Here is a 23,690-nt window from a genome sequence, read left to right on the forward strand (position 1 = left end):
TCCTTCAAAAGGGTTGTCAATAAAAAAGCCCGCAAAGGCGGGCTGAGATTTTGAAAATTCCCACCATTGAGGGTAGTGGCAGAAAATGAGATACACCTAATATTATGTATTTACTTAGTACTCTTCTCAATGAAGAGATTCAGGAGCTAGAGATGCTCTAACTCTGCTAAAAATAAAGAAATTTCCTGACGAATAACTCCTACTAAATATGTAATCTTATTTCCTACAAAGGCTTAATTTAATCCAGACTATCACTCTTAGCTTTATTTACGATTTCCCATTTTCAGTGGAATTCTTGCTGTTTGTCGCTCATTGAAAGTCTGACTTAAGTTAGAACTTTGTCCTGTAGATAATAGATTCTTAAATAAGAGCTTCAGTGTGCGAGTAATAGTTTTCAAAATTTTCATCTTGCTTGCAGTTGGCTTTTGGTCATATCTCAAAACCATTGGAATTTCTGCTATTTTTGGTCTGAGTACTTTGGCTTTCAATAGTAAATCTATCATGCAAGCAAATCCACTTTCAGTAAATAGATTGTCACCATAATACATATCTAATTTACTAACAAAATTACGGTTATATAGCCTATAACCACAAGTATAGTCTCTTACACCGGGTACACGGGCTGCAATTCTAAACAGCCAGCTAGCTCCATAACTCATTATCTCTCTAAACTTTGATAAACCTATGACTTTAGAGCCTTTTCGGTATCTAGATGCGATCGCAATATCATAGCTACCAGCTATCATAGTGTCATACATCTTTATTAAGAGTTCTGGCGGTTGAGTGTTGTCGCAATCCATCGCGGCTAAAAAATCGCCTTCTTGAGAAATTTCTAAGAAAGTCCTAAAACCTGTTTTAATTGCTTCACCTAAACCAGCATTCTTTGGATGTTGGACTAAATTAAGTAATACCCCCAGTGATTGAGATTCTTCTAAAGCAGTCTGAGCAGTTGCATCATTACTACCATCATCAACAAGAATCAGTTTTATCTCCATATTAGAGATTTGCTGCAATGTCTGAAATCTTTTGAATAAGGGGTGAATTGATTCTTGCTCGTTGTATGCGGGTAAAAGAACAAAAAGACTCATAAAGACTCCTGTAATTTTTAAAATAAAATCCAATTAATCAAATTTCAAGAATTCAGCAATGTTGATTTCTTGAGAAATTCATCAACCTGTCGCACAACTGCATTGTTGTTGACGCTATCATTGACCAACTGTGAGGTATTGACGACGAAAAAATCTTCGTTTTCGGTACTCACTTTTGGAACAAGGCTGGAATAATCTAAAACTTGTAGTGGCTGCACTTTAATAGCTCGATTTATATGTGCTGCTACAATGTCATCTGCTTTGAGTTCTGGGAACATCAAACGTATACCCTGAAAAAATACTTGGCGCAATTCATCATCGGGCTGTTTTAGTAACGGGTCAGTGGAAAGGATATATTTTGGTAGAAATGTCATGTGATATCCTGCTGTTTCTTGCAAAGAAACTAAGTTGCTCATACCGATGACTCCGGTAAAAGGAATAGTTCTATCGGCGATATTTACGACGTAATAAGGAACTAAAGCTTTGCGAGTAATCAATACCATGCAGATTACACCCAGGTATTCTACTGTTTCACCAGTGTCGGAAACTTTTATCAGTTCATCAGCAGCAACTTGTTGCAAAATATTAACTGGGCCAGTAAAAATTACCTTATCAAAATGTTCCTTTTTACCCTGAAATTCTACCCACATTCCACCGCCTGGATGAGACGCGATATATTCTACTGCAACCCCTGTGTGAATACGACCTCCAGCCGCATAAATTAACTTTTCTATATGGTCAAAAACAGTTTTGTAACCGCCTGAGACATAACCAAGTTGTTCTTTATTTAATGAAGAATCACGCGCTGAAAATAGTCGTTTGATATAAGCCCAAATAAAAACTGCTGATATTCTCTTATAGTTCTCTCCTAATTTGGATAGAAGTAAAGGTTTCCAAAGCTTTTCGTATGTGCTTTTACCACCGAGTTTTAATAGCCAATCTTCCACTAAAATCTTCTCTAAGCGCCGCCAGTTATTCAGACGTGAACCATATAGGAGAGTAAAGGCTAATCTGATTTTACCTATAAGTCCAAATAGAGGAAAGCGAAGAAATTCTATAGTGTTACTGATAGAATAGAATTTCTTATTGTCATAAAATCCTGTTAAACTTCTATGCCAACGCAGTTTATCTCCCAGACCAATATCTCTGAGAAAATTTATTAGATGAGTATCAGAAGGTAGGATAACGTGATAAAAGCGATCCCAAGTAAACAATCCATAATCATGATAAGTGGTCAGTCCACCAAGCTGTTTGTTGCTATCGAAGACAGTTACTATATGTCCTTGATGTGCAAGACGTTGGGCTAATACTAGACCAGTTATGCCTCCGCCAATAATACCTATATTCATAAATTTAATTTATATTTTTGTAGCTATGTTTTTGAGATTTATCTTCAAAGGCTGTTAATAACATTAATAGCCTCAGTATTCGGCTCTTTAGCTATCAGTTTACAACAAGAACTACACCAGTTATGATAATAGATATTCCTAACCACTGGCTAAATACAACTCGCTCTTTTAAAAGATAGTGAGAAGCAATTGGGATCAGTGCATACATTAGTCCTAAAACTGGAAATGCTTGACTTAGAGGAATTGTCCGCAATACATAAAGCCACAATACAGTCATAAATGTATAGCAGATAAACCAAATCCAAAAATAACGAGACAATAAAAGATTTAAAATAGATGTGCTAGCTCCCTTAGTAGGGCTAGAAATATGAAGTCCATATTTTAGTGATATGTTAGCTGTGGTTCCGAATAAAACTACAACTATTAAAAGTAGCCAGGTAATAATGTTCATGTTCTAATAGGTTTTGTAGGATTTACTATAGAGAAATTTATATAGGCTTTTTCAAAGGAATAACTACTAAAAGAATACCTAGAAAAATAGTGATTACTCCTGCAATTCTAGTTAGTGTAATCACCTCATTAAAAAAGTAGTAGGAGCCAAAAAGTATACCGACATAATTTAAACTAGTCAGTGGATAAGCAATACTCAATTTTACCGATCGCAAAGCCAGTATCCAATTGACTATTCCTAAGCAATAAACACTAACAGCTAATGCTAATTTTTGAAGAAATACCCAATCCAATAGTCCCTCATCTGTATGACTCATGGTATATTTCATGAGCAATTGCCCAGAAATACTAAATAAAATACTGACAAACAAGATAATATAGGGAATTATTTTAACGTTTGAAATTTCCAATATAGATTTCATCGTACATTTCCCTCAATCGAGATAGTAGGTATGAACCGGCCAGGAAACAGCCTATTGTTTTGGGCGTTTCTGATTTCGGTGATACTTTCTGTGCAATTCGACTTCCACTTCCTAAAATAGACAACAACATTAAGAAGGCTATTTTGAAGGGACTGATATCAAAATGACCACCAAAAGCTGTGCTCAAGAGTTAGCAACTAAATACTATACAGCTTGTAAAACGGTTGCTATATTATTGCAGCATCCGGTATTGTCGGAGTCAAGTGCTTATAGTTGTATTTTCAGTTTGGCTTTACCCAACTGTGAATTGCAGAAGGCTTCCGTATCAGCTAGCTATGTTTCCAGAGTACTTTGTAGTGCGATCGCAACATCTATGTCATAGTTGATGCAGATATGCGACAAGTTAGGGCTTTGTCAGTTTCCAAGCTTACATACATATCTGTAACCTCGGCTGGTAACTAAGCCGACTAATAAAAACTTGTACTCAGCTTAAGTGTGCATACTTAGTCTTTTTGGACACAAGAACACAATGAGTGATAGAAGTCTGCTTGGCTACGGAAAGTAGAGAGATGAATCAGTCTCAAGTAATGCGCTTTACAGGTCTGTGGGGGTTTTACTTAATGTCCAAAGGGAGTTTTTCACGAGACTAACGGCTAATGTAAACTAGCGTTTGGCGATTAACTCACAGCTTACGTTAATTTAAGCAGATTTGAGATGTTTTACATTTAGTCTTAGGCTTGTTTAGATTGTTCTTAATTATATGTAATTTTAACTAGAGGTTTACTCAAAATTTATTGTTACATATAATCACTTACTAGAATACCACGAGAAAAGGGTGTTGCAAATTTATCGGCACACTTCATCAAAAATTCATTTACCGAAAATATACTTAAACAAAAACTTCATAAAATCGAAATTTTCCTATATATATTAGGAATTTTTATTTGTACATTTATAAAGCACTTTCTGGCTAATAAACTTACAGAAGTAGCGATTTCATGTCAGACTCTAGAAGTGTAAAGCAAAGAGTTTGAGAAAACAGAATTAACCTTGAACAACAGTGCAGACAATAGCGTGTATATTATAGTACATTAAAGTATTAGTTAAATACAGCACACATCATAAATGAAAACCGATAGTCTGAATTGTTTTTTATATTATCCACGAAGATATTAAATTTTATACACCTCAAAACAACCGTAGGTCACTTATGATACCTAGTAAGATGGAAAACTCAATTTCTGAATTTTACGATCAAATTTTATTTGATACTATGATTGATTATGAATATATTTTTAAAAGTTTGCATTGCCTTTCCAATGGAAAAGTTCAACAATACTTAACCTAACTATAGAGTTTATTACCTGAAGTAGAAAATGGAATTTACCATTATTAGGAAATAATAAATACAGTACAGTTTCAAGAAGTTGTCAAAATTATACACATATCGAGGGGCTTTTCATCAAAAAGTTACCAAGTTTTGTTTTTAAAGACATTACTAGGTTAGATGACTTATGATTTTTAGCAGTTTAAAGTTGAAAAAAATATTTTGTCGTGGTTGAGATTATTTAATTTCTCTAGGTTGTTTTCCTGTAGCTTCAGTTTGTTTGAACTCATTTTTCTGCAAAAGTCTGTTCGTAATGATTAAGACAGCAATTAATAATCCAAACTGAATCTGCCAAGGTGCCAATACTAGACTTAAAATCAAGCTAATAGCTGCGAATACACCTGCAAGATATGCAATTTCATCAGTACTCTTTTTAAACATGTAGCCCGTGGCTAAAGCAGTACACAGTGGTATCAAGAAAAACAAAGGCATCTTAGCAAACCTCTGAATGAAAAGTTATTTATTGTGCTTATAAAACAAATTGTTTTGGTAATTGTGGTCAATTTTACATCCAATAAGCTTTTAGGCACAACAGTCGAACGAAATAAATATTAGAGAAAATCAAGATTAGGCAACATTATATCTTATACCAATTTGAATAATTATTGCGATAGATGAAGCATCCAAAAGCTTGGCGAATAACTCCTTCATTTGTGGTAGATACTGCGTGTAACAAGCTTTCAAAGTAGGGATATTAAGACACTATGCGTAGCAATGTTTAAGTGTATGCTTATACAAGTGTCTTGGCGATGCTTGTTCTAACCCTCTCCCGACTCAGGATAGCTGCGCTATGCTATACAAACTCTCCTTCATCTACGCGGATTAATAGGGTTTAAAACTTACTTGCGTAGGTGGGTTTTGTCTCTTCGGCTTCTACTCTTGTGAGCAATCATCTGGTAAATTAGCTTAAAACTTTGGCCTTGCGCCAGGATAAGGATCTAGCATATTACCTTTAGAAGTAGCATTTTTATTTTTTTGCATTTTACACACCTAATGCTGAACATTCCTCAACTACTGGCGACTGAAATAAACCTCAAACCTCATCAGGTGCAAAACGCGCTGGAACTTTTGGCGGAGGGTGCAACAATTCCCTTTATTGCACGTTATCGTAAAGAGCGCACCGATGAAATGAATGAAGTGCAACTACGTGAACTGGCTGATCGATATACTTATTTAACAGAACTGGAAGAAAGAAAATCGGTGATTTTAAGTGCGATCGCACAGCAAGGTAAACTCACAGATGAACTCAAAGCCAAAATCTCATCCTGCTTACAAAAAACCGAACTTGAGGATTTATACTTACCCTATCGGCCAAAGCGCCGCACCCGCGCCACTATCGCTAGAGAAAAAGGACTCGAACCACTGGCGGAATTCATCAAATCTTTAAATATCAAAAATGCTGCAACGGCTTCACTGGAGGAAGAAGCAGCTAGGTATATTTCTGAAACCACGGGAGTCAAAACAGCAGAAGAGGCGCTTAAAGGTGCTGCTGATATTTTAGCGGAAGAAGTCGCTGAAAAAGCGGAATTACGGTCATATATCCGCGATTATCTTTTAGAAGAAGGAGTATTTGTCTCCCACATCAAAGATGATTATCCCGAAGGTACAACTAAATTTGAGATGTACCGTAACTATAAAATTAGGGTAAAAAATATTGCACCCCATAATATGCTGGCGTTGTGTCGGGGTGAAACCGAAAAAATATTAAGCTTTGAAATCGCTTTCGATGAAGATACGGTACTTTACTATCTGGAGTCGAAAGAAATTAAAACCAAAGTTCGGCCAATTCGTGATTTTTATCAGGCGATGTTGAAGGATGCGTTCAACCGTTTGATGAAAGTCTCTCTAATGGGAGAGGTAATTTCTGAGAAAAAAATCTACGCAGACATAGAGTCAATCAAGACATTTGAAACTAATCTGCGAGAGTTGTTGCTGTCTGCACCAGCCGGAATGAAACCAACCTTGGCCATAGACCCTGGATTTAGAACTGGGTGTAAAGTTGCTGTCCTCGACCAAACAGGAAAATTTTTGGAATATCAAGCGGTTTTTCCTCATCAAGCGGCTGAACAACGTGCTAAAGCAGCACAAACTGTCAAGAATCTGATTGAAAAGTACAAAATTGAGTTAATCGCCATCGGTAACGGTACAGCTTCCCGCGAGACAGAAGAATTTGTGACGCAAGTATTGCAAACAATAGAACGCAAACCAGTTAAGGTAATGGTGAATGAGTCTGGTGCATCTATATATTCTGCGAGTACTGTAGCGTTAGAAGAGTTTCCCGATTTAGATATTACCGTGCGCGGTGCTATTAGCATCGGCCGGCGTTTGCAAGACCCTTTAGCCGAACTAGTGAAAATCGATCCCAAATCCATTGGTGTGGGACAATATCAGCACGATGTCGATCAGAAGTTGTTGAAAAAGAAATTGGATGACACTGTAGAAAGCTGCGTTAACTATGTCGGCGTAGACTTGAACACCGCCTCCAAAGAACTTCTGACTTCCATCTCTGGGATTACAGCAACAGTTGCCAATAACATTGTCACCTATCGCAACCAGAATGGAGCCTTTAAAAATCGCCGCCAACTTTTGAAAGTTCCGAAGCTAGGGCCAAAGGCTTTTGAACAAGCAGCGGGTTTTCTACGGATTCGCGGCGGTGACAACCCATTAGATAATACAGCAGTGCATCCAGAAAGTTATTCTGTAGTAGAAGCGATCGCATCTGATCTAAATGTGCCATTAAATCAGGTGACACAAATCGCCGAAAAACTAAAAAAGACCAACCTGAAGAAATATGTTACCGATAGCGTCGGCGAACCTACACTGCGCGACATCCTCAGCGAACTAGAAAAACCAGGTAGAGATCCCCGTGCAGAGTTTAAGTATGCCACCTTCAAAGAAGGAATTAAGGAAATCAGGGATTTAAAGGTGGGAATGGAACTAGAGGGAATCGTGACAAATGTCGCCAACTTTGGGGCTTTCGTTGATATCGGCGTACATCAAGATGGCTTAGTGCATATATCCCAACTTACTGATAGATTTGTAGACGATCCCAACAAAGTTGTCAAAGTCGGACAAGTAGTTAAAGTGCAGGTGTTAGAAATCAACGAAAAACTGAAGCGGATTAGTTTGTCGATGAAAGCAGTTAAACAATAATTAGAAACAGCAGATGGGAGTTTATCAAGTTCGATTCATCAATCCTACACTTGGGTTAGATCGCACCATTCAAATACCAGACGATCAATATATTCTGGATATAGCAGAAGAAGCTGGTATCCGTCTACCATCTGGGTGTAAACAAGGCGAATGTTCTGCTTGTATTGCCAAACTCATTAGCGGTGAAGTTAATCAAAGCGAGCAAAAATTTCTGCGCCCAAGTGAAATACAGGCTGGTTATGTTGTTACTTGTGTAACTTACCCCTTGTCTAATTGCACTTTAGAAACCCATCAAGAACAAGTCTTATATAAGTCAGCTCTTTACTACAAGCCTGAGTCTGGAAAATCTGATTAAATTAATCTTAAATTCGTAGGGTGCATTAAACAAAAAAATTAACGCACCCTTGAAAACATGGCATCACAGTAGGGGCGCATCAATATGATAACCACTATAGTTTTCTCAATAATAGACCTAATGGTAGAAGGAAATTCTATCTTGCAAGAGAGGTGAAAGTCTGTCACATAGTTAAAGATGAGATAAGAAGTTACAAACAAAAAAGATTAGGTCAAAAAAATGTTGACACCATTATTAACCGCCCTAGCTACAGCTTTGAGCCTGTTGATTGTTGATTTAGTTGTTCCAGGCGTTAATATTGCTAATTTCCCCGCAGCTATGATTGCTGCTTTAGTAGTTGGGCTAATTAACGGTTCAGTTAAACCAGTTCTGTCTGCTCTCTCCCTACCACTTAACTTTCTATCATTTGGAGCATTTTCGCTCGTCGTCAACGGTTTATGTTTTTGGTTAGCAGCAGTACTAGTTCCTGGTTTCTCAGTAAATGGGATTATTGGTTTCCTTCTTGGGCCAGTGATTCTAACCTTTGCTAACACTTTCATTAATAACTACTTTGTTGAAAGAAACCTTTTAACCAGCAGTGGTGATGTAAAAAGCCAAAATGAATTACCTTCTAGATAAATATTAAAAGGGGTAGAAATAGTAATTTCATCACTTTTCTACTCCATAAAAAATATCTGAAGGTGGATTTACTAAATCGGCATCTTCAAAGAATGTAACTAAAGAAAATCACAAAAATACAGCAAAATCATGAAATTAGTTCGTTATCTTCTAGGTTTGTTAGTGCCTCCTTTAGGCGTTTTCCTGACAGTTGGAATTGGTCCTACATTGTTTATCAATATTTTGCTCACAGTTCTAGGCTGGCTACCCGGCAGTATTCATGCAATTTGGGTCATTGCCAAGCATGATGAACAACTAAATCGAGAAAGTGGTATTTACTAATACGCAAGAGAAAATTGGTAAATATCAAATATTAAGTATGGTGCGTTACGCTTAAAACCGTAACGCACCATTTCATTTTGTACCAATTCCAAATTTAACTTGCATAATTAGTGGACAATTGGTTGTGTGTAGAATTCAAAAATTAGTCCATACAAGCTAGAAAAGCAGAGTACTAAATCGAATTGTTAGTACTACATACAGCATTATATAATAAGCTTTGCGGCGTGGAACCTAGTCTGACTCAAACACTAGTACGATAAATGGCTAATGATTTGCGTCCTGCTACAACCAAAGGGAACTTGCGGTTTGAGTCCGTCACTTATTTACCCCGGCGGTAAGTGTAAGGTAGTTCGCTTGTGTTGTATCCCTTACCCAAAGTTTTTGAGAGGTGAATTGCAATGTCTAATCTTCGAGAAGGAATGCCCGTACTTGCCCGTCATGAGGGAGATTGGGTAGGAACTTATACATTAATTGATACAACAGGAAAAATCCTCGACAGTTATGAGTCTCACTTAAGCTGTCAATTTCCAGAAAATGGCCCTCATCCCTACTATCAAATCAATCGCTATAAGTGGTCTGATGGGAAAGAAGAAAAGCATGAATTTCCAGGAAGCTATAAAGATAATAAACTCTGGTTTGACACCGAGCGCATCCAAGGAAAAGCCTGGGAAATTGATGATTCTGTTGTGATTTTGTGGTTTAGTTATAAAACTAACCCAGAAATGAGTTTATACGAAATGATCTATATTAGTCCCGACAGCAATAATCGTGCCCGTACTTGGCATTGGTTTAAGAATAATAAAATCTTTCAACGCACCTTAATTCAAGAAGAACGGCTAAGATAGTAATTTCTGTTTTCAGAGATCATCAATCATTATTCTCTAGTCCGCGCAGGCGGACTTTGCTTGTGTAGCGACAGCTTCAAATGGTTAGGCTTTTCTCTCAAATTTCAACTTAGTAAGGTACACGCATGGCAAAAGGTGACAAAATAAACTTTTCTACTCCTAGTGGTTTCCCAGAATTTCTGCCTAATGAAAAGCGTCTAGAGTTATATTTGCTAGATATCATTCGTAGAGTTTTTGAAAGCTATGGATTTACACCCATAGAAACACCTGCTATAGAACGTTTAGAAGTGCTTCAAGCTAAAGGAAATCAAGGCGATAATATCATTTATGGTATTGACCCCATTCTGCCACCAAATCGACAAGCCGAGAGAGATAAATCGGGCGAAACTGGTTCGGAAGCAAGAGCATTAAAGTTTGATCAAACAGTTCCTTTAGCAGCTTATATTGCCCGTCACCTGAATGAGTTAACCTTTCCCTTTGCCCGCTACCAAATGGATGTGGTTTTTCGAGGAGAACGTGCAAAAGATGGGCGTTTTCGCCAGTTCCGGCAGTGTGATATTGATGTAGTTGCTCGTCGTGAACTCAGTTTACTCTACGATGCTCAAATGCCTGCAATTATCACTGAGATATTTGAAGCAATAAATATTGGTGATTTTTTGATCCGCATCAATAATCGTAAAGTTCTTACAGGTTTTTTTAAGTCAGTAGGAATTACTGAAGATAAAATTAAATCGTGTATTGGTATTGTTGATAATTTAGAAAAAATTGGTGAAAATAAAGTAAAACAAGAATTAGAAAAAGAGGAAGTTTCAGGAGAACAGACTCAAAAAATTATTGATTTTATTAAAATTAATGGTTCTGTTGATGAAGTATTAAATAAACTTAAGCATCTCACCCAAAATCTGCCAGAAACCGAGCAATTAAGCCTGGGGATTAGCGAATTAGAAACGGTAATTACAGGCGTGCGTAATCTCGGAGTGGCCGAAAATCGTTTCTGTATTGATTTATCCATTGCTCGTGGTCTTAATTACTATACTGGTACAGTTTACGAAACAACCTTATTAGGACATGAAGCTTTAGGTAGCATCTGTTCTGGCGGGAGATATGAAGAATTAGTTGGGATATTCTTAGGTGAAAAAATGCCTGGTGTAGGCATTTCTATTGGTTTAACTCGCTTAATTAGTCGATTGTTAAAAGCTGGTATTCTTAGTACCTTAGCTGCTACACCAGCCCAGGTTATGGTAGTGAATATGCAAGAAGATTTAATGCCAACTTATTTAAAAGTTTCGCAACATCTGCGTCAGTGTGGAATTAATGTTATCACTAACTTTGATAAGCGTCCCTTGGGTAAACAATTTCAGCTAGCCGATAAACAAGGAATTCAATTTTGTGTAATTATTGGCTCTGAGGAAGCAGCAACACAAAAGTCTTCCCTGAAAGATTTGAAAACAGGTGAGCAAGTAGAAGTGTTACTGGTAGATTTGGCTGAGGAAGTTAAAAAAAGGCTTGCTTCATAAGCTACAAAATTTGGATTTCATTCGTGATGCTATTGGTGAATTATTTCTTAACATTGTAATTCAACGATAAACCTGTCGTCTCTAAAAATATTGGTTTTCCCTTAGCCAAAGCAGACTACGAAAAAATCAGGTTTTTTGCTGCTTTAAACTATAAAGTTATATTTTGCCAACAGTATCAGGAACAAAGCCTAACCTTGTATCTTAGAAAAAGTGTAGACCGTCACAAATTGATCAACAAAGACCCCTTTTACAGGGTTCAACACAACAATCTCCTACACAAAACTCGAACAGTCTCCGGGTTCAAAACACTGATTCGCAAACTTTAGAAATCCAGAGAAATTAGCGGTTCTTTATTGCCTCATAAGAATTATGAGTAAATTTGATTATATTAAGTTTAAGAAATTAAGTCAGAATATAGCTTAATGTTTATATCCGATATTTAGAAGATCAAATAGTAATATAGATAGATTGTTTTTAGTGAAATTTTATCTTCAATAAACTAAGACTATACAAACTTTGTAGTAAAATAATTCACCTTACTTATCTAAAGTGCAATCCTCATACTCAAATCCAACCACTTTGACTGAGTAATCGGTGCACTGCTAGAAATATAGTCAACACCAGTCTCTGCCACACTGCGAATCGTCTCTAAAGTCACATTCCCTGAAGCCTCTATTTTCACCCTGCTATTCCGCTCACGAATCAACTGCACCGCCTCACGCATCATATTCACAGGCATATTGTCTAACATAATAATGTCAACATTGTGCTTCAAGGCTTCTTTCACCTGCTCTAAACTTTCAGTCTCTACCTCTATTGTCAAGGGATAAGGTATTTGAGAACGAATACGGGTAACTGCTTTTTCAATTCCACCTGCCGCCGCAATGTGATTATCCTTAATCATCACTGCATCATCCAATCCCATACGGTGATTAATCGCTCCACCCACAGCAGTCGCATACTTTTCCAACAGTCTCAAACCTGGTGTAGTTTTACGCGTATCCACCAACTGAGCAGGTAAATCAGCAATTTTCTCTATATATATATTAGTGAGCGTAGCAATCCCACTCAACCGCATAGCCAAATTGAGAGCAACTCGTTCCCCCATCAGTAGCGCATCCAGCGAACCATGAATTTCAGCTACCACCTGTCCCGGCTCACACCATGTACCTTCAGCCGCAACCGCCGCAAAGCTGACTTTTTCATTCAAAATCTGAAACACCCTAGCTGCAACCGATAAGCCAGTAATTATGCCTGAAGCTTTCGCTATCCATTTAGCCGAGCCTAGCGTCACATCTTCTACTAGTAGCGTATTTGTTGTGCGATCGCCCCGACCAATATCCTCCAACAACCAGCCACGCAAAAGAGGATCTAAAACCAGCCAAGGCGGTAAAACACCAGAACTACTCACAAATATATTGCTTCCTTAGTAACTTCCAGGAATACTATAGCTTAAAACTCTTACACTCTAAGGCTTTGATGGCGATAGAAAAACAGTCCAAAATTATTTTGGAGAAAATAGTTGACACAAGGGAGTGTGTTCGCTATATTGAATAAGTGCCTGAAGCGGAGAGCTTAAAGCGACTCGCGAAAAGGTAATACCGAACCTTGAAAATATTATAGTTTGAAAGCAATTATACAGCAAGTGTATTGCGTCAAGAAAATAAAAAGATAACTAAGCTGAAGTTAAAAAAGAGCAGCTAAAAGAGCTATAGAGCTTTCCAATTAAAACGGAGAGTTTGATCCTGGCTCAGGATGAACGCTGGCGGTATGCTTAACACATGCAAGTCGAACGGTGTCTTCGGACACAGTGGCGGACGGGTGAGTAACGCGTGAGAATCTGGCTCTAGGTCTGGGACAACCACTGGAAACGGTGGCTAATACCGGATGTGCCGAGAGGTGAAAGGTTAACTGCCTAGAGATGAGCTCGCGTCTGATTAGCTAGTTGGAAGTGTAATGGACTCCCAAGGCGACGATCAGTAGCTGGTCTGAGAGGACGATCAGCCACACTGGGACTGAGACACGGCCCAGACTCCTACGGGAGGCAGCAGTGGGGAATTTTCCGCAATGGGCGAAAGCCTGACGGAGCAATACCGCGTGAGGGAGGAAGGCTCTTGGGTCGTAAACCTCTTTTCTCAGGGAAGAACACAATGACGGTACCTGAGGAATAAGCATCGGCTAACTCCGTGCCAGCAGCCGCGGTAATACGGAGGATGCAAGCGTTATCCGGAATGATTGGGCGTAAAGCGTCCGCAGGTGGCAATGTAAGTCTGCTGTTAAAGAGTCTAGCTCAACTAGATAAAAGCAGTGGAAACTACATAGCTAGAGTACGTTCGGGGCAGAGGGAATTCCTGGTGTAGCGGTGAAATGCGTAGAGATCAGGAAGAACACCGGTGGCGAAGGCGCTCTGCTAGGCCGTAACTGACACTGAGGGACGAAAGCTAGGGGAGCGAATGGGATTAGATACCCCAGTAGTCCTAGCCGTAAACGATGGATACTAGGCGTGGCTTGTATCGACCCGAGCCGTGCCGTAGCTAACGCGTTAAGTATCCCGCCTGGGGAGTACGCCGGCAACGGTGAAACTCAAAGGAATTGACGGGGGCCCGCACAAGCGGTGGAGTATGTGGTTTAATTCGATGCAACGCGAAGAACCTTACCAAGGCTTGACATGTCGCGAATCTTCTTGAAAGGGAAGAGTGCCTTCGGGAGCGCGAACACAGGTGGTGCATGGCTGTCGTCAGCTCGTGTCGTGAGATGTTGGGTTAAGTCCCGCAACGAGCGCAACCCTCGTTTTTAGTTGCCAGCATTAAGTTGGGCACTCTAGAGAGACTGCCGGTGACAAACCGGAGGAAGGTGGGGATGACGTCAAGTCAGCATGCCCCTTACGCCTTGGGCTACACACGTACTACAATGCTCCGGACAGAGGGCAGCAAGCATGCGAATGCAAGCAAATCCCGTAAACCGGAGCTCAGTTCAGATCGCAGGCTGCAACTCGCCTGCGTGAAGGAGGAATCGCTAGTAATTGCAGGTCAGCATACTGCAGTGAATTCGTTCCCGGGCCTTGTACACACCGCCCGTCACACCATGGAAGCTGGTAGTGCCCGAAGTCATTACTCCAACCATTCGTGGAGGAGGATGCCTAAGGCAGGACTGGTGACTGGGGTGAAGTCGTAACAAGGTAGCCGTACCGGAAGGTGTGGCTGGATCACCTCCTTTTTAGGGAGACCTACACCCCTTACATATCGAAAAACACACAGTTAAATAGATAGTAAGTTGGTCTAACCTAGGTCGGTCGCAGACATGAGCAGAATGTAAAAAGCTTTCAAACTATGATTTGGTTCGAAATGGGCTATTAGCTCAGGTGGTTAGAGCGCACCCCTGATAAGGGTGAGGTCCCTGGTTCGAGTCCAGGATGGCCCACCTGAATCAATTAAAAATGTAAAATGCAAAATTAAAAATGAAGAAGATTCAATTTTTAATTTTTAATTATCAATTTTTAATTGTATCTGGGGGTTTAGCTCAGTTGGTAGAGCGCCTGCTTTGCAAGCAGGATGTCAGCGGTTCGAGTCCGCTAACCTCCACCTGTGGCGATTGCCATTGAAAAAAAAGAGTGAGAGTTCAGCAACATGACACACGTGTCAGACTGCTGAGTTGTATCTCAGCCAGAACCTTGAAAACTGCATAGAAACGCGAAAATAGCAGGCAGACACAGACATTCTTAGTACTGATTGCTGAGTTGTGAGTGCTGAGTAAAATCAGTGCGAAGTGACGAGGTAAGCAGAACTAACTATTTGTTTTTGTGAATGCAAATTGTGAAACACCAAATGAATTGAGTGGTCAAGCTAATAAGGGCTAACGGTGGATACCTAGGCACACAGAGGCGATGAAGGACGTGGTTACCGACGATATGCTCCGGGGAGTTGGAAGCAAACATTGAGCCGGAGATTTCCGAATGGGGCAACCCTATATACTACCTGCTGAATATATAGGCAGGAGAGAGCCAACCCAGCGAATTGAAACATCTTAGTAGCTGGAGGAAGAGAAATCAAAACAGAGATTCCCTAAGTAGTGGTGAGCGAAAGGGGAAGAGCCTAAACCAATTGGTTTACCGATTGGGGTAGTGGGACAGCAATATCGAATCTAGCGGTTAAACGAAGCAGCTAAATACTGCACCAAAGAAGGTGAAAGTCCTGTAGTTGAAAACTCAAGGATAGTAGCTGAATCCCGAGTAGCATGGGGCACGAGGAATCCCATGTGAATCAGCGAGGACCACCTCGTAAGGCTAAATACTACTGTGTGACCGATAGTGAACCAGTACCGCGAGGGAAAGGTGAAAAGAACCCCGGAAGGGGAGTGAAATAGAACATGAAACCGTTAGCTTACAAGCAGTGGGAGGACTATTTAAAAGTCTGACCGCGTGCCTGTTGAAGAATGAGCCGGCGACTTATAGGCACTGGTAGGTTAAAGCGAGAATGCTGGAGCCAAAGGGAAACCGAGTCTGAAAAGGGCGATAATCAGTGTTTATAGACCCGAACCCTGGTGATCTAACCATGGGCCAGGATGAAGCTTGGGTAACACCAAGTGGAGGTCCGCACCGACTGATGTTGAAAAATCAAGCGGATGAGTTGTGGTTAGGGGTGAAATGCCAATCGAACCAGGAGCTAGCTGGTTCTCCCCGAAATGTGTTTAGGCGCAGCGGTAATGATTATATCTGGGGGTAAAGCACTGTTTCGGTGCGGGCTGGGAGACCTGGGATCAAATCGAGACAAACTCTGAATACCCAGAAAGACACATTGCCAGTGAGACAGTGGGGGATAAGCTTCATTGTCAAGAGGGAAACAGCCCAGACCACCAGCTAAGGTCCCCAAATCATCGCTAAGTGATAAAGGAGGTGAGAGCGCACAGACAACTAGGAGGTTTGCCTAGAAGCAGCCACCCTTGAAAGAGTGCGTAATAGCTCACTAGTCAAGCGCTCTCGCGCCGAAAATGAACGGGGCTAAGCGATGTACCGAAGCTGTGGGATTAATAATAAACGATTAATCGGTAGGGGAGCGTTCCGTCGTAGGTAGAAGCAGTAGCGGCAAGCGTTTCGTGGACGAAACGGAAGTGAGAATGTCGGCTTGAGTAGCGCAAACATTGGTGAGAATCCAATGCCCCGAAACCCTAAGGTTTCCTCCGCCAGGTTCGTCCCCGGAGGGTTAGTCAGGGCCTAAGGCGAGGCCGAACGGCGTAGTCGATGGACAACGGGTTAAAATTCCCGTACTGATTGTAGGTTGTGCAGAGGGACGGAGAAGATAATTGTCAGCCGGATGTTGGTTCATGGCCTCAAGCGTCAAGATGTTGAGAGACGGCGAAAACGTTTCGAGTTGAGGCGTGAGTACGACCCACTACGGTGGGGAAGTGGCATAGTCTAGCTTCCAAGAAAAGCTCTAAACACGTTAACTTACAGTTACCTGTACCCGAAACCGACACAGGTAGGGAGGTTGAGAATACCAAGGGGCGCGAGATAACTCTCTCTAAGGAACTCGGCAAAATGGCCCCGTAACTTCGGAAGAAGGGGTGCCCACCTAAGACGTGGGTCGCAGTGAAGAGATCCAGGCGACTGTTTACCAAAAACACAGGTCTCCGCAAAGTCATTAAGACGCAGTATGGGGGCTGACGCCTGCCCAGTGCCGGAAGGTTAAGGAAGTTGGTCAGGGGGAAACCTTGAAGCTAGCGACCGAAGCCCCGGTGAACGGCGGCCGTAACTATAACGGTCCTAAGGTAGCGAAATTCCTTGTCGGGTAAGTTCCGACCCGCACGAAAGGCGTAACGATCTGGATGGTGTCTCAGAGAGAGACTCGGCGAAATAGGAATGTCTGTGAAGATACGGACTGCCTGCACCTGGACAGAAAGACCCTATGAAGCTTTACTGTAGCCTGGAATTGTGTTCGGGCTTGGCTTGCGCAGGATAGGTGGGAGGCGATGAAGTATTCCTTGTGGGGAGTATGGAGCCAACGGTGAGATACCACTCTGGCGAAGCTAGAATTCTAACCCATGACCGTTATCCGGTCAGGGAACAGTTTCAGGTGGGCAGTTTGACTGGGGCGGTCGCCTCCTAAAAGGTAACGGAGGCGCGCAAAGGTTCCTCAGCACGCTTGGAAACCGTGCGGCGAGTGTAAAGGCATAAAGGGAGCTTGACTGCAAGACTGACAAGTCGAGCAGGTACGAAAGTAGGCCTTAGTGATCCGACGGCGCAGAGTGGAATGGCCGTCGCTCAACGGATAAAAGTTACTCTAGGGATAACAGGCTGATCTCCCCCAAGAGTCCACATCGACGGGGAGGTTTGGCACCTCGATGTCGGCTCATCGCAACCTGGGGCGGAAGTACGTCCCAAGGGTTGGGCTGTTCGCCCATTAAAGCGGTACGTGAGCTGGGTTCAGAACGTCGTGAGACAGTTCGGTCCATATCCGGTGCAGGCGTAAGAGCATTGAGAGGAGTCCTCCTTAGTACGAGAGGACCGGGAGGAACGCACCGCTGGTGTACCAGTTATCGTGCCAACGGTAAACGCTGGGTAGCCAAGTGCGGAGCGGATAACCGCTGAAAGCATCTAAGTGGGAAGCCCACCTCAAGATGAGTGCTCTCACCACGTAAGTGGGTAAGGTCACGGGAAGAACACCCGTTCTTAGGCGGTAGGTGGAAGTGCAGTAATGTATGTAGCCGAGCCGTGCTAACAGACCGAGGGCTTGACCTCAAAAATCATTTGGTTTCGCGTTTCTGTGCAGTCTTCAGGGTCTTCTGACTCTACAATCTTTCCTGGTGTCTATTGCGCGGTGGAACCACACTGATCCCTTCCCGAACTCAGAGGTGAAACGCTGTTGCGGCAACGATAGTTTAGGGGTCGCCCTACGCAAAAATAGCTCGCTGCCAGGGATTATATTTAAAACTAAAACCCGTTAGCTTATCTAATAGCTATCGGGTTTTTGGTTTTTCTGATTAGGGCTATCAAAAAATAAATCAATAACCGTGTCACTATAGAAAATAGAGTTGCAATATTGAGCAATAGGAAGACTAAAGAACACTGTGCAGATAACATTCTTAGGGACGAGTTCCGGTGTACCCACGCGATCGCGCAATGTTTCCAGTGTCGCCCTGAGATTACCCCAAAGGGCAGAACTGTGGTTATTCGACTGTGGTGAAGGCACCCAGCATCAAATTATGCGGAGTGAGCTGAAAATCAGTCAACTCTCCCGAATTTTTATCACCCACATGCACGGTGACCACATCTTTGGCTTGATGGGACTTCTTGCTACTTGCGGCTTGGCTGGCAATGTGGAAAGAATTGATATCTATGGACCACCTGGATTAAATGATTACATTCAATCCGCCTCACGTTACTCCTACACACACTTTTCTTACCCAATTAAAGTTCACGCCATCCGTCCAGGGGTAATTTATGAAGACGATGACTTCACTGTTAGCTGCGGTAATTTGCATCACAGGATTACAGCTTTCGGCTACCGCGTAGCTGAAAAAGATCGGACAGGACGCTTTGATGTGGAAAAAGCCAAAGCCTTGGAAATTCCTTCTGGTCGTATTTACGGTCAACTCAAGCGCGGTGAAACTGTTACCCTAGACGACGGTCGGGTGATTGATGGCACCCATTTATGCGGGCCTACAGAAATTGGCCGGAAAATTGCCTATTGTACAGACACTATTTATTGTGATGGTGCAGTGGAATTAGCTCATGATGCAGATGTATTAATTCACGAAGCAACCTTTGCCCATCAAGATGCAGATATGGCTTTTCAGCGCTTGCATTCCACAACCACAATGGCAGCGCAAACAGCTTTAGCTGCTGGGGCACATCGACTGATTATGAGTCATTTCAGCCCCCGTTATGCTCCTGGCAATACCTTGGAGTTGAAGGATCTCCTCAAAGAAGCCCGTGCTATTTTTCCCCGCACTGACATGGCTTATGATTTCATGATTCATGAAGTACCCAGACGACGAGAAGTAGAGTTAACCAAGGTAGGCGTTTAATTTTAGATTTTAGATTTTCTATTGAACCCTTCTAATCTACAATCTAAAATTAACCAGGCTCTATCTTGGAGTTTAGTACTCCAAATCATAACGCCCAGCAAATAAACAGCAGTTTGATTTTACAAGTAAGTCAACTAGTTAACCAACAATTTACGGTTATCTAAGTAGAGAAAAAATCTCCAAAGAGTATGGGTTAAATATTTTTCTCAATGTTTTTTATACTACAAGTTATCAAAAGAACTTTAATTTATATAGTAGTGTTGTAAATTAGATGATTTTCTACTTCAATACTTAGACAAAATAATTAATTTTTGGTCAAGATTTTTATCCTTTCAATAAAATATTTATTTAAAATTTATTCTTCCAACACTGATTAAGAATTTATATGCATGAATTGATGAACATGAAAGCACCACTTGGCATAATATTGTGCCAAGTGAGCTTGTCATTGTTGGAAGAATAATTAAGTGTGCTATTACGGCCATAGGTGTAAAAAACATTTTAGATTTCTCATAAATCTTCCAAATAAATATATTGTTTCGATATTAAAGGAGTTTAATAGTGGCTAAGATTAGTCTGAATCAAGAGCAACAAGTTACTACTACTTCAGCACAAGGCGCAGTTGACATCAGACAACTATCTACTATTTTGCTTCGCCGACGCTTTTTGATATTGGGGGTTTCCTGTGTAGTTATGTCTGCTGCTAGCCTTTTAGCTGTTATTGCCAAACCTACTTACCAGAGCAATATGCAGATATTGGTGAATTCCAATTTATCTCAAGGGGCACAGTCAAATAATATTCCAGTCGTGGCAGATACTCAGGTTACTAATTATAATTATCAAGTTGTTGATTCCACTACTCAGATGAAACTTATGCTGAGTTCTAAGCTTCTCCAGAAAGCCGTAGATTTAGTTCATTCTGATTATCCTGATATTACCTTAGCGGATATCAATGGTCAAACAAAACAAAACAAAAAATCACCTCTAGAAGTAACTCCAGAAGAGGGAGGTATAGGAGCTAATAAAATTTTTAGTCAAGTATTTAAAGTTTCTTTCAATGATGAAGATCCAGTCAAAGCACAAAAATTACTGCAAGCACTACAAAAAGTTTATCAAAATTACAATAAAGAACAACAAAAAGAACGCCTGAATCATGGACTAGCTTTTGTAAATGCTCGCTTACCGGAGATAAAAAAAGAGGTAAGTAAAGCTGATAAAAATTTGGAACAATTTCGCAAAAAACATAAATTACTAAATCCCGAAGTCCAAAGTAAAATATTGCTAGAATCTCTAGCCGATATTCAAAATCAGCTACAAACTACTCGTGCCAACCTTCAAGATGCAAACGCTCGCTATGATAACCTGGAGCAACAAATAGCGTCTTCATCCCAGCAGAATGAACTAATTTCTTCTCGTTTAAATCAGTCAAGCCGCTATCAAACATTATTGAGTGAAATTCAAAAGACCGAACTAGCATTAGCTAAAGAGCGACTGCGCTATACAGATGATTATCCATCGGTACAAAAGCTAAGGCAACAACGCCAGAGTCAATTGTCGCTATTACGACAAGAGGTAAAATCTATTACTAATAGCACTAAGGGAGAACCGCTTTCAAAAGGGCAAATAGTAGGGGTTGATCCAACGCTAATAGATGAGTTTATTCTGGTGCAGACAACTGTTTTAGGACTAACTGCCAATGAAAAGAACCTAGCTGAGTCAGAACAGCGGCTCCGTTCTGAATTAAACAAGTACCCAAGCTTAATAGCCGAGTACAATCGTTTACTGCCAAAGGTAGAAACTAGTCATAAAACCCTTGAACAACTCCTTCAAGTGCAACAGTCTTTAGGGCTAAAAATTGCTCAGGAAGGATATAATTGGCAAGTTTTAACAGAACCTGCTCTAGGGACTTATATGGGGAATAACAGATTATTCCTTTTGGTTGGAGGAACTCTGATTGGACCGATTTTAGGTATTTTAGCAGCCTTGATTTTAGAAAAGTTTAATGACGCTATTTATTGTGCGGGAGATTTGAAGAAACTGACGAATCTACGTATACTCGGATCAGTGCCAAAATTGCCGTCGCATAGTGCCAAAAAACGGTGGCTGGGACTGCCTTGGAAGGGGCGGCGCAGATCAAATGACTCTGTAATAGAAGCTACTACTAGATTGCCTGTCCATGAGAACCTGGATATGATCTACCAAAATATTCAAATATTAAAATATCCCTTACCTTTCAAGTCGCTGATGTTTACTTCAGCACTACCAGGGGAAGGGAAGACAACCTTGGTATTAGGGCTTGTAGCTAGCGCTACCCGGATGCACCGACGGGTATTAGTTATTGATGCTAATTTGCACAATCCTAGCTTGCATAAAATCCTGGGACTATCTAATGATTGGGGACTATCTTTGTTATTAGTTGATGAGACAACTACTGATTTTCAAGATTATATCCAGCCTATTCATCCTTCCATTGATATTTTGACTACTGGACCGGAACCAGAAGACACGGTGAAGTTGCTCAGTTCTCAACGAATGAAAGAACTAATAGAGTTATTTGAGCAAAGTTACGACTTAGTGCTGATAGATGCTCCACCTATTTTAGGTACGGTTGATGCCAGGATTGTGGCATCTTTTTGCAATGCTATTGTGATGGTAGAGCGCATGGGCAAAGTAACCCGAACTGAACTGACTCAAGCTACAGAAATTTTGAGTCAGTTGAATTTAATTGGAATTATCGCTAATGAAGTGAGTAATTCTCAAAAGGTATTGGCATCTTAGACTGAAGAAGCATTGTGAATTGGAAATTGGGTATTGGAAATAGATAGAAAAGAGGAATTGTCTCACTGCCTTCTGGCTTCTTCTCCTGATTTCTAGCTGATAGCTAAAGCAAAATGCATAATGAGTAGGAGGTGGCAACCTCCTGCGTTGGAGAAGTGTCTCATCTTAAAGTAGTAGACGTGATAATCCAGAGCGTCAATTAGATACTAGTGTGATTAGATGACCAGCATGAAATTCCAACTTTACTTAGGCTTTTTATTTTCCCAGATTAAAGTACGTCATTGGTGGGTGAGTGTCCTCTTATGGATTGCTTTGGTTGCCCCAGCCCAAGCGTCTGTAATTCTGCGCGTGGCAATTGAGAGGGGCGTTAATCAGGTAAAAGTGGGCAGTTCTACCACTGGGATCGTCAAGGATAGTACCGGACGGACTCTCGGACAGTTACCAGCGATGAGTGCATATTATGCCCAAGCCATTCCTGGCGGAGTTGCTTTAGATAAGTGGCAGTCTGGTTTATTTTGGATTGAGCCAACGGGTAAAGGATTTGTTTATATTGGCGATCGCTGGTATCGGGGTAGAACTCTGGTTGTCCCCACAGAAAAAGGCTTAACGGCTGTTAATTGGGTTGATGACCAAGAATATCTCTACAGCGTTCTTGGTGGCGAAATGGATGCTAGCTGGCCCCAAGAAGCTTTAAAAGCCCAAGCGATCGCAGCTCGCACCTACGCTCTCTACGAACGTGAAAAACAACGGAATAATCCCGTTTACGATTTAGGCAATACCCCAGATCGTTGGCAAATTTACAAAGGTGTCATCAGTGAAGCTCCCGCTACTTATGCCGCAGTGGATTCCACACTAGGGCAGGTATTAACTTACAAAAACCGGATTATTCTCTCAGTCTTCCATGCTTGTTCTGGGGGACACACCGAAAATGTAGAAGATGTTTGGGGAAGCAGTGAGCCTTACCTGCGTGCTGTTCCAGACTACGATCAAAATATCCGCGAGTGTAATTGGGTGAAAAGCTTCTCGCCCAGTGAGATTAGCGCTAAATTTCCTGAAGTTGGCAGTGCGACGGCGATGATTCCAGAGACATACTCGCCTTTTCGCAGTGTTAAAGTCTTGAAAATTGTTGGTAACAAGGGTACGAAGGTGCTACAGGGCGAGGAAGTGCGAACAGCCCTCAAGCTCAAAAGTACTCGCTTTACCGTTACTAAGGGAGCAGATGGTAGTTTTGTACTCCAAGGGCTTGGCTACGGTCATGCTTTAGGTATGAGTCAGTGGGGGGCGTACAATCTGGCTCGGCAAGGAGTAAACCACCTGCAAATTTTGGGACATTATTATCAAGGTGTAGCCCTAACACCAATTCAGGCGAAGTAATCAGGGATTGG

16 protein-coding genes, 2 tRNA genes and 3 rRNA genes are annotated in these 23,690 nt (G+C 41.2%); 15 read left to right on the forward strand and 6 right to left on the reverse strand.

The features are described from left to right. Window positions 1-263: 263 nt before the first annotated feature. From FD724_RS15995 to FD724_RS16010, 4 genes are all read right to left on the reverse strand, one after another. Window positions 264-1,121, reverse strand: a complete 858-nt coding sequence (locus FD724_RS15995; RefSeq protein WP_179073304.1) for a glycosyltransferase family 2 protein — start codon at window positions 1,119-1,121, stop codon at window positions 264-266. An 11-nt stretch (window positions 1,122-1,132) separates the two neighbouring features. Beyond that, complete coding sequence (locus FD724_RS16000; protein ID WP_179073305.1) at window positions 1,133-2,437, reverse strand: NAD(P)/FAD-dependent oxidoreductase; 1,305 nt, start codon at window positions 2,435-2,437, stop codon at window positions 1,133-1,135. A 94-nt stretch (window positions 2,438-2,531) separates the two neighbouring features. Further along, window positions 2,532-2,888, reverse strand: coding sequence for an EamA family transporter (locus FD724_RS16005; RefSeq protein ID WP_114080487.1), 357 nt, complete (start codon window positions 2,886-2,888; stop codon window positions 2,532-2,534). Window positions 2,889-2,925: 37 nt separating this feature from the next. Continuing rightward, window positions 2,926-3,309: an EamA family transporter gene (locus tag FD724_RS16010; protein WP_114080488.1), complete on the reverse strand. Its 384-nt coding sequence runs from the start codon at window positions 3,307-3,309 to the stop codon at window positions 2,926-2,928. A 163-nt stretch (window positions 3,310-3,472) separates the two neighbouring features. Between FD724_RS16010 and FD724_RS16015 the strand changes: the two genes are divergently transcribed. Then, a complete protein-coding gene (locus FD724_RS16015) occupies window positions 3,473-3,691 on the forward strand; it encodes a hypothetical protein (protein ID WP_179073306.1) in 219 nt (72 codons plus the stop codon). Between the two features lie 1,182 nt (window positions 3,692-4,873). Here the strand turns inward: FD724_RS16015 and FD724_RS16020 are convergent. Next, window positions 4,874-5,128, reverse strand: a complete 255-nt coding sequence (locus tag FD724_RS16020; RefSeq protein ID WP_114080489.1) for a hypothetical protein — start codon at window positions 5,126-5,128, stop codon at window positions 4,874-4,876. A 561-nt stretch (window positions 5,129-5,689) separates the two neighbouring features. On the opposite strand from FD724_RS16020, the gene FD724_RS16025 reads away from it, so the two are divergent. The 6 genes from FD724_RS16025 (at window position 5,690) to hisS (ending at window position 11,505) form a co-directional block, all read left to right on the forward strand. Continuing rightward, window positions 5,690-7,849 carry a Tex family protein gene (locus tag FD724_RS16025; RefSeq protein WP_179073307.1) on the forward strand — a complete coding sequence of 720 codons (2,160 nt, stop codon included), beginning with the start codon at window positions 5,690-5,692 and terminating at the stop codon, window positions 7,847-7,849. Window positions 7,850-7,862: 13 nt separating this feature from the next. Beyond that, on the forward strand, window positions 7,863-8,204 hold the full coding sequence (locus tag FD724_RS16030; protein WP_179073308.1) for a 2Fe-2S iron-sulfur cluster-binding protein: 342 nt from the start codon (window positions 7,863-7,865) through the stop codon (window positions 8,202-8,204). Between the two features lie 219 nt (window positions 8,205-8,423). Beyond that, a complete protein-coding gene (locus FD724_RS16035; RefSeq protein WP_114080492.1) occupies window positions 8,424-8,822 on the forward strand; it encodes a phage holin family protein in 399 nt (132 codons plus the stop codon). A gap of 129 nt (window positions 8,823-8,951) precedes the next feature. Next, the gene (locus tag FD724_RS16040; RefSeq protein WP_114080493.1) at window positions 8,952-9,143 is read left to right on the forward strand and encodes a YqaE/Pmp3 family membrane protein; all 192 of its coding nucleotides are present in this window, start codon (window positions 8,952-8,954) and stop codon (window positions 9,141-9,143) included. Between the two features lie 398 nt (window positions 9,144-9,541). Then, complete coding sequence (locus FD724_RS16045) at window positions 9,542-9,988, forward strand: DUF3598 family protein (RefSeq protein WP_114080494.1); 447 nt, start codon at window positions 9,542-9,544, stop codon at window positions 9,986-9,988. A 125-nt stretch (window positions 9,989-10,113) separates the two neighbouring features. Next, window positions 10,114-11,505: a histidine--tRNA ligase gene (gene hisS, locus FD724_RS16050; RefSeq protein WP_179073309.1), complete on the forward strand. Its 1,392-nt coding sequence runs from the start codon at window positions 10,114-10,116 to the stop codon at window positions 11,503-11,505. A 544-nt stretch (window positions 11,506-12,049) separates the two neighbouring features. Here the strand turns inward: hisS and nadC are convergent. After that, complete coding sequence (nadC, locus tag FD724_RS16055; RefSeq protein WP_179073310.1) at window positions 12,050-12,916, reverse strand: carboxylating nicotinate-nucleotide diphosphorylase; 867 nt, start codon at window positions 12,914-12,916, stop codon at window positions 12,050-12,052. Between the two features lie 316 nt (window positions 12,917-13,232). On the opposite strand from nadC, the gene FD724_RS16060 reads away from it, so the two are divergent. The 8 genes from FD724_RS16060 to FD724_RS16095 all read left to right on the forward strand — a co-directional run bounded on the left by FD724_RS16060 (window position 13,233) and on the right by FD724_RS16095 (window position 23,679). Continuing rightward, window positions 13,233-14,721, forward strand: a 16S ribosomal RNA gene (locus FD724_RS16060). Window positions 14,722-14,851: 130 nt separating this feature from the next. Next, a tRNA-Ile gene (locus tag FD724_RS16065) sits at window positions 14,852-14,925 on the forward strand. Window positions 14,926-15,013: 88 nt separating this feature from the next. Beyond that, window positions 15,014-15,086: transfer RNA gene (locus tag FD724_RS16070), tRNA-Ala, on the forward strand. A gap of 254 nt (window positions 15,087-15,340) precedes the next feature. Next, window positions 15,341-18,238: ribosomal RNA gene (locus tag FD724_RS16075) — 23S ribosomal RNA — on the forward strand. 61 nt (window positions 18,239-18,299) lie between these two features. Next, window positions 18,300-18,417: ribosomal RNA gene (gene rrf / locus FD724_RS16080) — 5S ribosomal RNA — on the forward strand. Together the 16S, 23S and 5S rRNA genes with 2 tRNA genes alongside form the textbook arrangement of a ribosomal RNA operon. 150 nt (window positions 18,418-18,567) lie before the next feature. After that, on the forward strand, window positions 18,568-19,527 hold the full coding sequence (locus tag FD724_RS16085) for a ribonuclease Z (protein ID WP_114084506.1): 960 nt from the start codon (window positions 18,568-18,570) through the stop codon (window positions 19,525-19,527). Between the two features lie 561 nt (window positions 19,528-20,088). Then, entirely contained in the window at window positions 20,089-22,305 is a 2,217-nt protein-coding gene (locus FD724_RS16090; RefSeq protein WP_179073311.1) for a polysaccharide biosynthesis tyrosine autokinase, read from the forward strand. Between the two features lie 228 nt (window positions 22,306-22,533). After that, on the forward strand, window positions 22,534-23,679 hold the full coding sequence (locus FD724_RS16095; RefSeq protein WP_179073312.1) for a SpoIID/LytB domain-containing protein: 1,146 nt from the start codon (window positions 22,534-22,536) through the stop codon (window positions 23,677-23,679). Window positions 23,680-23,690 lie beyond the last annotated feature (11 nt).

Origin of the sequence: Nostoc sp. C057, from assembly GCF_013393925.1 — a bacterium.
GTDB lineage: Bacteria > Cyanobacteriota > Cyanobacteriia > Cyanobacteriales > Nostocaceae > Nostoc > Nostoc muscorum_A.

Bases quoted from the DNA above. Each gene is read 5' to 3' on its own strand.
- FD724_RS16000 (WP_179073305.1), bottom strand. From the start codon at position 2,437: ATGAATATAGGTATTATTGGCGGAGGCATAACTGGTCTAGTATTAGCC.
- FD724_RS16005 (WP_114080487.1), bottom strand. From the start codon at position 2,888: ATGAACATTATTACCTGGCTACTTTTAATAGTTGTAGTTTTATTCGGA.
- FD724_RS16010 (WP_114080488.1), bottom strand. From the start codon at position 3,309: ATGAAATCTATATTGGAAATTTCAAACGTTAAAATAATTCCCTATATT.
- FD724_RS16015 (WP_179073306.1), top strand. From the start codon at position 3,473: ATGACCACCAAAAGCTGTGCTCAAGAGTTAGCAACTAAATACTATACA.
- FD724_RS16020 (WP_114080489.1), bottom strand. From the start codon at position 5,128: ATGCCTTTGTTTTTCTTGATACCACTGTGTACTGCTTTAGCCACGGGC.
- FD724_RS16025 (WP_179073307.1), top strand. From the start codon at position 5,690: ATGCTGAACATTCCTCAACTACTGGCGACTGAAATAAACCTCAAACCT.
- FD724_RS16030 (WP_179073308.1), top strand. From the start codon at position 7,863: ATGGGAGTTTATCAAGTTCGATTCATCAATCCTACACTTGGGTTAGAT.
- FD724_RS16035 (WP_114080492.1), top strand. From the start codon at position 8,424: ATGTTGACACCATTATTAACCGCCCTAGCTACAGCTTTGAGCCTGTTG.
- FD724_RS16040 (WP_114080493.1), top strand. From the start codon at position 8,952: ATGAAATTAGTTCGTTATCTTCTAGGTTTGTTAGTGCCTCCTTTAGGC.
- FD724_RS16045 (WP_114080494.1), top strand. From the start codon at position 9,542: ATGTCTAATCTTCGAGAAGGAATGCCCGTACTTGCCCGTCATGAGGGA.
- hisS (WP_179073309.1), top strand. From the start codon at position 10,114: ATGGCAAAAGGTGACAAAATAAACTTTTCTACTCCTAGTGGTTTCCCA.
- FD724_RS16095 (WP_179073312.1), top strand. From the start codon at position 22,534: ATGAAATTCCAACTTTACTTAGGCTTTTTATTTTCCCAGATTAAAGTA.